This is a genomic window from Halothiobacillus sp. (assembly GCF_027346185.1).
Classification (GTDB): Bacteria; Pseudomonadota; Gammaproteobacteria; order Halothiobacillales; family Halothiobacillaceae; genus Halothiobacillus.
The window spans coordinates 1-7,302 of record NZ_DAIESY010000080.1; the positions used below are offsets into that span (position 1 = coordinate 1).

General features: G+C 55.1%; 5 protein-coding genes. 1 reads left to right on the forward strand and 4 read right to left on the reverse strand.

Annotated features, from left to right (window positions below):
• The 4 genes from M7R55_RS06305 to ppc all read right to left on the reverse strand — a co-directional run.
• Positions 1-705: ABC transporter transmembrane domain-containing protein (locus M7R55_RS06305; RefSeq protein ID WP_298219490.1), on the reverse strand; the 705-nt coding region annotated here is incomplete at its 3' end.
• 23 nt (positions 706-728) lie between these two features.
• Entirely contained in the window at positions 729-2,243 is a 1,515-nt protein-coding gene (gene glpK / locus M7R55_RS06310; protein ID WP_298219491.1) for a glycerol kinase GlpK, read from the reverse strand.
• A 39-nt stretch (positions 2,244-2,282) separates the two neighbouring features.
• The gene (locus M7R55_RS06315; protein ID WP_298219493.1) at positions 2,283-3,227 is read right to left on the reverse strand and encodes a cation diffusion facilitator family transporter; all 945 of its coding nucleotides are present in this window, start codon (positions 3,225-3,227) and stop codon (positions 2,283-2,285) included.
• Positions 3,228-3,364: 137 nt separating this feature from the next.
• Complete coding sequence (gene ppc, locus M7R55_RS06320) at positions 3,365-6,181, reverse strand: phosphoenolpyruvate carboxylase (RefSeq protein ID WP_298219495.1); 2,817 nt, start codon at positions 6,179-6,181, stop codon at positions 3,365-3,367.
• A gap of 303 nt (positions 6,182-6,484) precedes the next feature.
• Between ppc and gnd the strand changes: the two genes are divergently transcribed.
• Positions 6,485-7,302: phosphogluconate dehydrogenase (NAD(+)-dependent, decarboxylating) (gene gnd, locus M7R55_RS06325; RefSeq protein ID WP_298219497.1), on the forward strand; the 818-nt coding region annotated here is incomplete at its 3' end.

A 7,302-nucleotide genomic window follows, 5' to 3' on the forward strand; every position in this document is an offset into this window, starting at 1 on the left:
GGCCTCGAAGGCTTCGTTGCCGAAATACTTGACCGTCTCGTAATTGAGCAGGCTGTCCACAGCCTGGGTATTCGCCTTGGAATCCATCTCGTTCATCCGGCGACGAAGCTTGGTTCGCCACTCGGTAATCAGGATTGTGAGTGCGACGTACACCGCAACCACGGTCAGCGTGATGGCCGCGAAGGTCCAGTCGAATTTGACGAACAGAATGCCAGCAACCAAACCGATCTCGATCAGGGTCGGCAGAATGGAAAACAGCACCATACTCAACAGCGACGAAATGCCCTGCGCGCCCCGTTCAATATCGCGCGCCACACCGCCGGTTTGTCGCTCCAGATGGAAACGCAGCGAAAGCGAATGCAGATAGCGGAACACATCCATGCCGACACGGCGAATCGCCCGCTGAGTAACCTTGGCAAACACGATATCGCGCAGATCGGCGAACATTGTGCTCGCCAGCCGCAGAGCGCCATAACCGAACAGCAAGGCCAAGGGCACCACAAGCACAGCCTTGGGCTGATTGAGGTTATCGACGATATGTTTGAGCACGATCGGGATCGAGACGATGGCGAATTTCGCGCCGATCAGGAAGGAAAGCGCGATCAGCACCCGCCATTTGAACTCCCACAGATAGGGCAGCAGCAGTTTGAGCGTGCGCCAATCGGCTGGCCCCGCCGGACTATCGTTCGAACCAAAATGTCGCATTAATTATCCTAAAGAGCCAAGATTTACGTCTCGGGCTTGTCTTCAACCCAATCGAACGAACGAGTTACCGCGCGCTTCCAATAACGATAGTAGGTTTCTCGCTGTTCATCCGTCATCACAGGAGACCAAGTGTGGTCGACCGACCAGTTGGCACGCAGATCATCTGTATTTTTCCAGTAGCCGACGGCCAGACCGGCGGCATAGGCGGCACCCAAGGCCGTGGTCTCGGTGATCTTCGGGCGGACGACGGGCGCGGCGAGCATATCCGACTGAAATTGCATCAAAAGGTTGTTGCAGACCATGCCGCCATCCACTCTTAAGGTCTTGAGCTCGATACCGCTATCGGTCTGCATCGCCTCGACGACGTCGCGCACCTGAAAAGCGGCCGATTCCAGCGCCGCACGGGCGATATGCGCCCTGTTGGCGTAGCGTGTCAACCCGACGATGACGCCACGTGCATCGTCCTTCCAGTAGGGCGCATACAGCCCGGAAAAGGCCGGAACGATGTAGACACCGCCGTTATTTTCCACACTGGCAGCCAAGGGTTCGATGTCGGCAGACTTTTCGATCAGATTGAGGTTATCGCGTAGCCATTGCACCAGAGCGCCCGTAATTGCGATGGACCCTTCGAGTGCATAACACGGGGCTTCGTCACCAAATTGATAGGCGACGGTCGTCAGCAATCCCGCCTGCGAAGGCACAATCTTACTGCCGGTATTCATCAACAAAAATGAGCCGGTGCCGTAGGTGTTCTTGGCTTCTCCGGGCACAAAACAGGTTTGCCCGACCAAGGCGGCTTGTTGATCGCCCAGAATACCCGCGATCGGTGTGCCACGTAGCGGCACGGTGGTTACTTCGCCATAGATTTGCGACGACGAAATGATTTGAGGCAGACAGGCTTTGGGAATGGCGAACGCTTCGAGTATGTCCTCATCCCACTGGCAGGTCGCAAGGTTCATCAACTGGGTACGGCTGGCATTGGTGACATCGGTGATGTGCCGACCGCCTCGGGCACCGCCGGTCAAGTGCCAAATAAGCCAGGAATCCATCGTGCCGAACAGAATGTCACCGTTCTCGGCACGGATTCGCGCTTCGGGCAGTTGATCGAGCAGCCAGCGTAATTTCAGCCCGGAGAAATAGGTGGTCAGCGGCAGACCAGTCTTGGCACGAAACCGATCCTTCCCGCCGGACTTGGCAAACGAAGACACCAAGGCATCGGTGCGGGTATCCATCCAGACCAGGGCATTGTGCAACGGCTTGCCACTGTCCTTGTCCCACAGCACCGTGGTTTCACGCTGATTGGTGATACCGATGGCAGCAAGATCGCCTGCGTTGAGGCCTTCCTTGGCAAGCGCCGCACCGGTTACTTCATTCACGTTATGCAGGATCTCGATCGGGTCGTGCTCCACCCAGCCCGGCTTGGGGTAGATCTGCCGATGTTCCTTCTGCGCCATGGACACAATCTGCCCGGCGCGGTCGAAGACGATAAACCGGGAACTGGTCGTCCCCAGATCGATGGCGCCGATGTACTGGCTCATAAGCGATTTCCGTTCATAGCAGGTCAGAGTCCGAACCCATCAGGCCATCGTGCCGGGACAAGCACTGTTTTCATGGGTATGCGCCAGCTCGCATTGAGCGGCGTAGGTTGCACTTTCGATCTGGATGGTCACATGATTGATATTGAATTCTTCGTGCAGCAGATGCTCTGCCTGACCAAGCAATTGATCGGGTGCGGCTGAGTCGGGCGCAAGGACCAGATGCGCTGTCAAACCGTAACGGGAAGTACTCAAGGCCCATACATGCAAATCATGCAACCCAGCCACGCCGGGCAAGGCGAGCAGATGATTGCGCACAGAAGCCAGGTCGATCTCCTGAGGTACACCATCGAACAACAGGTGCAGGGATTGCCGGAACAGTGACCACGTACCCCAGACAACCACCGCGGCGATAAGCAATGATATAAACGGGTCGAGCCAGAACCAGCCTGTACCCAAGATGATAAATGCGCCGATCACTACGCCCAGCGAAACCAGCGCATCGGCTGCCATGTGCAGGAAAGCGCCGCGAATATTGAGATCGTGCTTGCTACCGGCCAAAAACAGCCAGGCAGTGACGCTGTTGATGACAATGCCGATGGTTGCCACCACGATCACCGGCCATTCCTGCACCTCAGCAGGCACAGTAAAGCGTTGTATGGCTTCCACAGCCAGCCCGCCCATCAACAGCAACAACACGGCGGCATTGATGAAGCTCGCGAGTATCGAACCCCGCTGCCAACCGTAGGTATGTCGATCATTCGCACGAATCCGCCCCGCCGCCAGCGCTGCCCAGGCCAACGCCAAACCGGCCACATCGCCCAGATTGTGTCCGGCATCGGCAAGTAAGGCCAACGAATCGGCCTGCCAACCGTAAAACGCTTCAATCAGCACAAAAATCATATTGATCGCCATGCCGAACGCGAACCGACGGCCGAAGTCGATCGGAACAGGAAGGTGATGCGCGTGGTCGCGGTCGTGACTCATTGTTGAAGCCTTATCTAATGTAAATGTGCTGATCAGACTCGATGATATAAAAAGAATCCTCCACAAGGGAGGATTCTTCAAACGGGCGACCTAAGTGCCGTGCTTGCGGTTAAAAGAATATGGGGTATCGGTATTTCCTAACCTGTATTGCGCATCCCTGAGGCAATGGCGTTGATCGAGCGCAAAAGCGGTAGCAACCACTTCTTCCGTTCGGATTCCGGCTCGGAATCATCCCGGTAGCGGCGCAGCAATACGATCTGAATGTGGTTGAGTACGTCCAGATAAGGGTTTCGTCGCATCATCGAGGTACCGATGTACTCATCAATTTCAACCAGCGAGTCGACCCGGGCAACCCGCAACAATTCATCGAGCGTACGGTAATACTCCGCACTGATCTTTTCATATACCGGTAGTGCCTGGGCCTGATCGGCCACCAGACTGGCGTACTCACGCGCGATGGTCATTTCACCCTTGGTCAGCGAAAGCTGGGTATTGCGCAACATACTGTGGAAGAACGGCCACTCCTTGAACAGGGTGTGCAGCAATTCGGGCTGGTCCTTGTGATTTTGACGCCAGGTTTTCAGCGCCGAGCCGATACCGTACCACGCTGGCAGGGTGTGCCTGGATTGAGACCAGCCGAACACCCAGGGAATGGCGCGTACAGAGGCTTTCGATAAATCACCGACCTTGCGCGATGCCGGACGCGAACCGATATTCAACAAACCCAGTTCACGTACAGGCGTCGCTTCGAAAAAGTAATTAAAGAAGAACGGCGTTTCGTCGGTCAATTCCCGGTAAGCCTTCTCACCATAGGTCGCCAACTCGGCGACTACCTGCTCGTGCTCGGCTGACGCAGGATTGCTCTCCATCACCAGATGCGCCGATGCCTTCATCAGGCCCGTCGCGCCCATGGTTATCTCGTAGATGGCCGTTTCGGTATTACTGTACTTGGAGGAAAGCACCTCACCCTGTTCGGTGAATTTGATCTGACCTTCGACCGTACCCGCTGGCAACGACAGGATTGACTCGTGGGTCGGTCCGCCGCCCCGTGCGACCGTACCGCCTCGACCATGGAAAAGTCGGCATTCGATGCCGTTCTTCTGGGTAATAGACAATACGCGTTTCTGCGCGTTGTACAGACTCCAGACCGAGGCCAATGAACCGCCGTCCTTGCAGGAATCGGAATAGCCCAGCATCGCCTCCTGAAGATCACCGGAAACACGCAGCAATTCGCGGTAGACCGGATTCTCGAACAGTACGCCGAGTACGTCTTCGATCTGTTGCAAATCTTCGATGGTTTCAAACAATGGTGAAATCTGAATATCGCAGAACCACTGGGATTTGCGCTTGCCAGCCAAGCCGGCCAACACGGCGAGGAACATGACTTCCATCACGTGGCTGGCTTCATGGGTCATTGAGATGACATACGTACCGAAGCAATCGCGGCTGATGGCATCGATCAGTTCGCGCTTGACCTTGAATACCTGAAGGGTTTCGGCGGACTCCGCCGACAGGGCCGCCGTATCGATGGTCTTGTGGCGGCTCTTGTTGATGAGCTGGGTAAGCAGTGCCATCCGGCCTGGTTCGTCCAGTGCCAGGTAATCGATTTTCGGCTGCAATTGCTTGAGAATATCGGCCACGGTCTGAGTATGGCGCGTTGATTCCTGACGCACATCCAGTTTAAACAGGTGCCATCCGAAAGTTTCCGCCAGACGGATCAAGTCCTTGATCTCACCATCGGCAAGCAATTGATCGCCTGTGGACACCAAGGTGTCACGAATCCGGTACAGGTCGCTCAGGAACTGATCCTTGTGTGCATAGGCATGAGCGGACAGCTTGATGGGTTTTTTGTCCAGCAGGGCCGTCACGTAATCGAGGTTGTGCTTCAGGCGCTGGCCGATGATGCGCAACTTGAGGCGGTAGGGTTCTTCGGTGAAATAGGTATCGCCCGAGTTTTCCGGTGAGGCCATGCCGAGTTCGATTGCATCCTGAAGCAGGCCCAATGCGTCCAGGTCGATTTCAGGACACAAGCGGCACGAATGGGTAAGCACCCGATCCATGCCCGCCAGTCGATCAAGATATTCTTGCAGGATGGTCTGCGTCGCCGAGCAGACGGCGAAGGTGGTGACCTCATGCGTTACATACGGATTGCCATCGCGGTCACCGCCGATCCACGAACCGAACCGGAACAAACTCGGCACCGTCACGGGATTTGCAGGGTTCTTCTCGTTGAAACTCACATCCACCGCACGCTCGAGGTAACGGTATGCCAAGGGAACGGCATCGAAAATCGACGTGCTGAAGTAATACAGCCCCAAACGGATTTCATCATGAACTTCCGGACGGGTTGTGCGCACTTCGTTGGTTTTAAGCAGAGAGAGAATAACGGTCTTAACCTGCTGATGCAGTCGGTTCCGCTCGATACCTTGCGCTTCTGGGCGGTCTAATTCGGCGCAAAGCAAAAAGATTTTGCGCTGCAGATCCATCACCGTACGACGTTTGGCTTCGGTGGGATGCGCCGTGAACACAGGCATGTAGACCAGGCGATTAAGTAGTGTCTGTAAATCATCCGAGCTCATCCCCCGCTTGGAAAACTCACGCATGGTGTCGTAAAACGAACCATGCCACAGCCGCAGGCCGAGACGGACCTGCTTGCGTCGCTGCTGATGCATGTAGTCTTCTTCGGCAATATTCACCAAGCTAAAGTAGAGGTTGTATGCCCGCACGACGGTGTTGAGCGTTTCCGGATCCAGTGTGCGCAACAGAACCATCAATTTGGTTTGCAATCCCGGGCTGTGCTTCAAACGAAGTTTAATAAAACCGCGACGCAATGTTTCAACCGTATCGAATATGTGATCGCCGGTTTGCTCCTTCAGCACTTCGCCAAGGAGGTTACCGAACAGGCGTACCCGCGCACGCAAGGCTTTGTCGTTGTCTTTCGTATTTTTTTTCATGGCAACACTCGGTTCAGAATGGGTAAGGATTCAAAAAGCTCAGATGCCATCGCTCGGCTTCACGGGCAGCGCAATGACTCACTCTTGTCATCAATCGGTTTTATATTTCTGGCCAGTATACCGTTTAAGATCGGCATTTTCTGATCTGCCGATGACGAAGCCCGTCTTATTGAAAAAATGTAAATATGTACACGCACTCATAGGCGTATCCAAGGCTTGCTGTTATTGTTAATCAACTACTACGCTGTCCTTTTTTTCGGTGATAGTCTTTCAATCGATACTTCGGTTTCAAGGAGAAAAATCATGCAGTTAGGCATTTACGGTCTGGGGCGGATGGGGGCCAACATGGCTCGACGTCTGTCACGCGGCGGCATTGAAGTCGTCACCCACAATCGCAGTACGGCGCCAATCGATGAATTGGTCGCAGAAGAAACCCACATCACGGGAGCCTACTCGCTCAAAGAATTTATCGATGCCCTGCCCTCCCCGCGCATCGTGTGGCTCATGCTGCCTTCCGGCAAAGTCACCGAAGATGCGATCACACAGATTCTCCCCTTGCTTGAGGAAGGCGATCTTTTGATCGATGGTGGTAACAGTTTTTATCAAGACACCATCGCTCGTGCCGCGCGCGTTCAAAAATCAGGTGTGCACTACATGGATGTGGGTACATCTGGTGGCGTTTGGGGGCTGAAAAACGGCTACAGCCTCATGTTCGGCGGGTCGGACGAAGCGGCAGCCCTGATCACCCCCGCCATCCGGGTCCTTGCGCCCGCACCGGATCAGGGTTGGGGACATGTCGGGCCTGTCGGCTCCGGCCATTACGTCAAAATGGTTCACAATGGAATTGAGTACGGCATGATGCAGGCTCTGGCCGAAGGCCTGGACCTTCTTCGCGCCAAAAAGGAATTTGATCTCGATCTGGCTCAAATCACCGAATTCTGGCGGTATGGCTCTGTCGTGCAGAGCTGGCTGCTTGATCTAACCGCCGAAGCGCTTGCTGAACAGGGGCAGAGTCTTGAACACATCGCGCCAGTTGTAGCAGACTCCGGTGAAGGACGCTGGACGGCAAAAGAAGCCATCGATCTTGGCGTCAGTGCCCCGGTGATGACGCTGGCTCTGCA

Coding starts and splice junctions, on each gene's coding strand:
- M7R55_RS06315 (WP_298219493.1), bottom strand. CDS start 3,227: ATGAGTCACGACCGCGACCACGCGCATCACCTTCCTGTTCCGATCGAC.
- ppc (WP_298219495.1), bottom strand. CDS start 6,181: ATGAAAAAAAATACGAAAGACAACGACAAAGCCTTGCGTGCGCGGGTA.
- glpK (WP_298219491.1), bottom strand. CDS start 2,243: ATGAGCCAGTACATCGGCGCCATCGATCTGGGGACGACCAGTTCCCGG.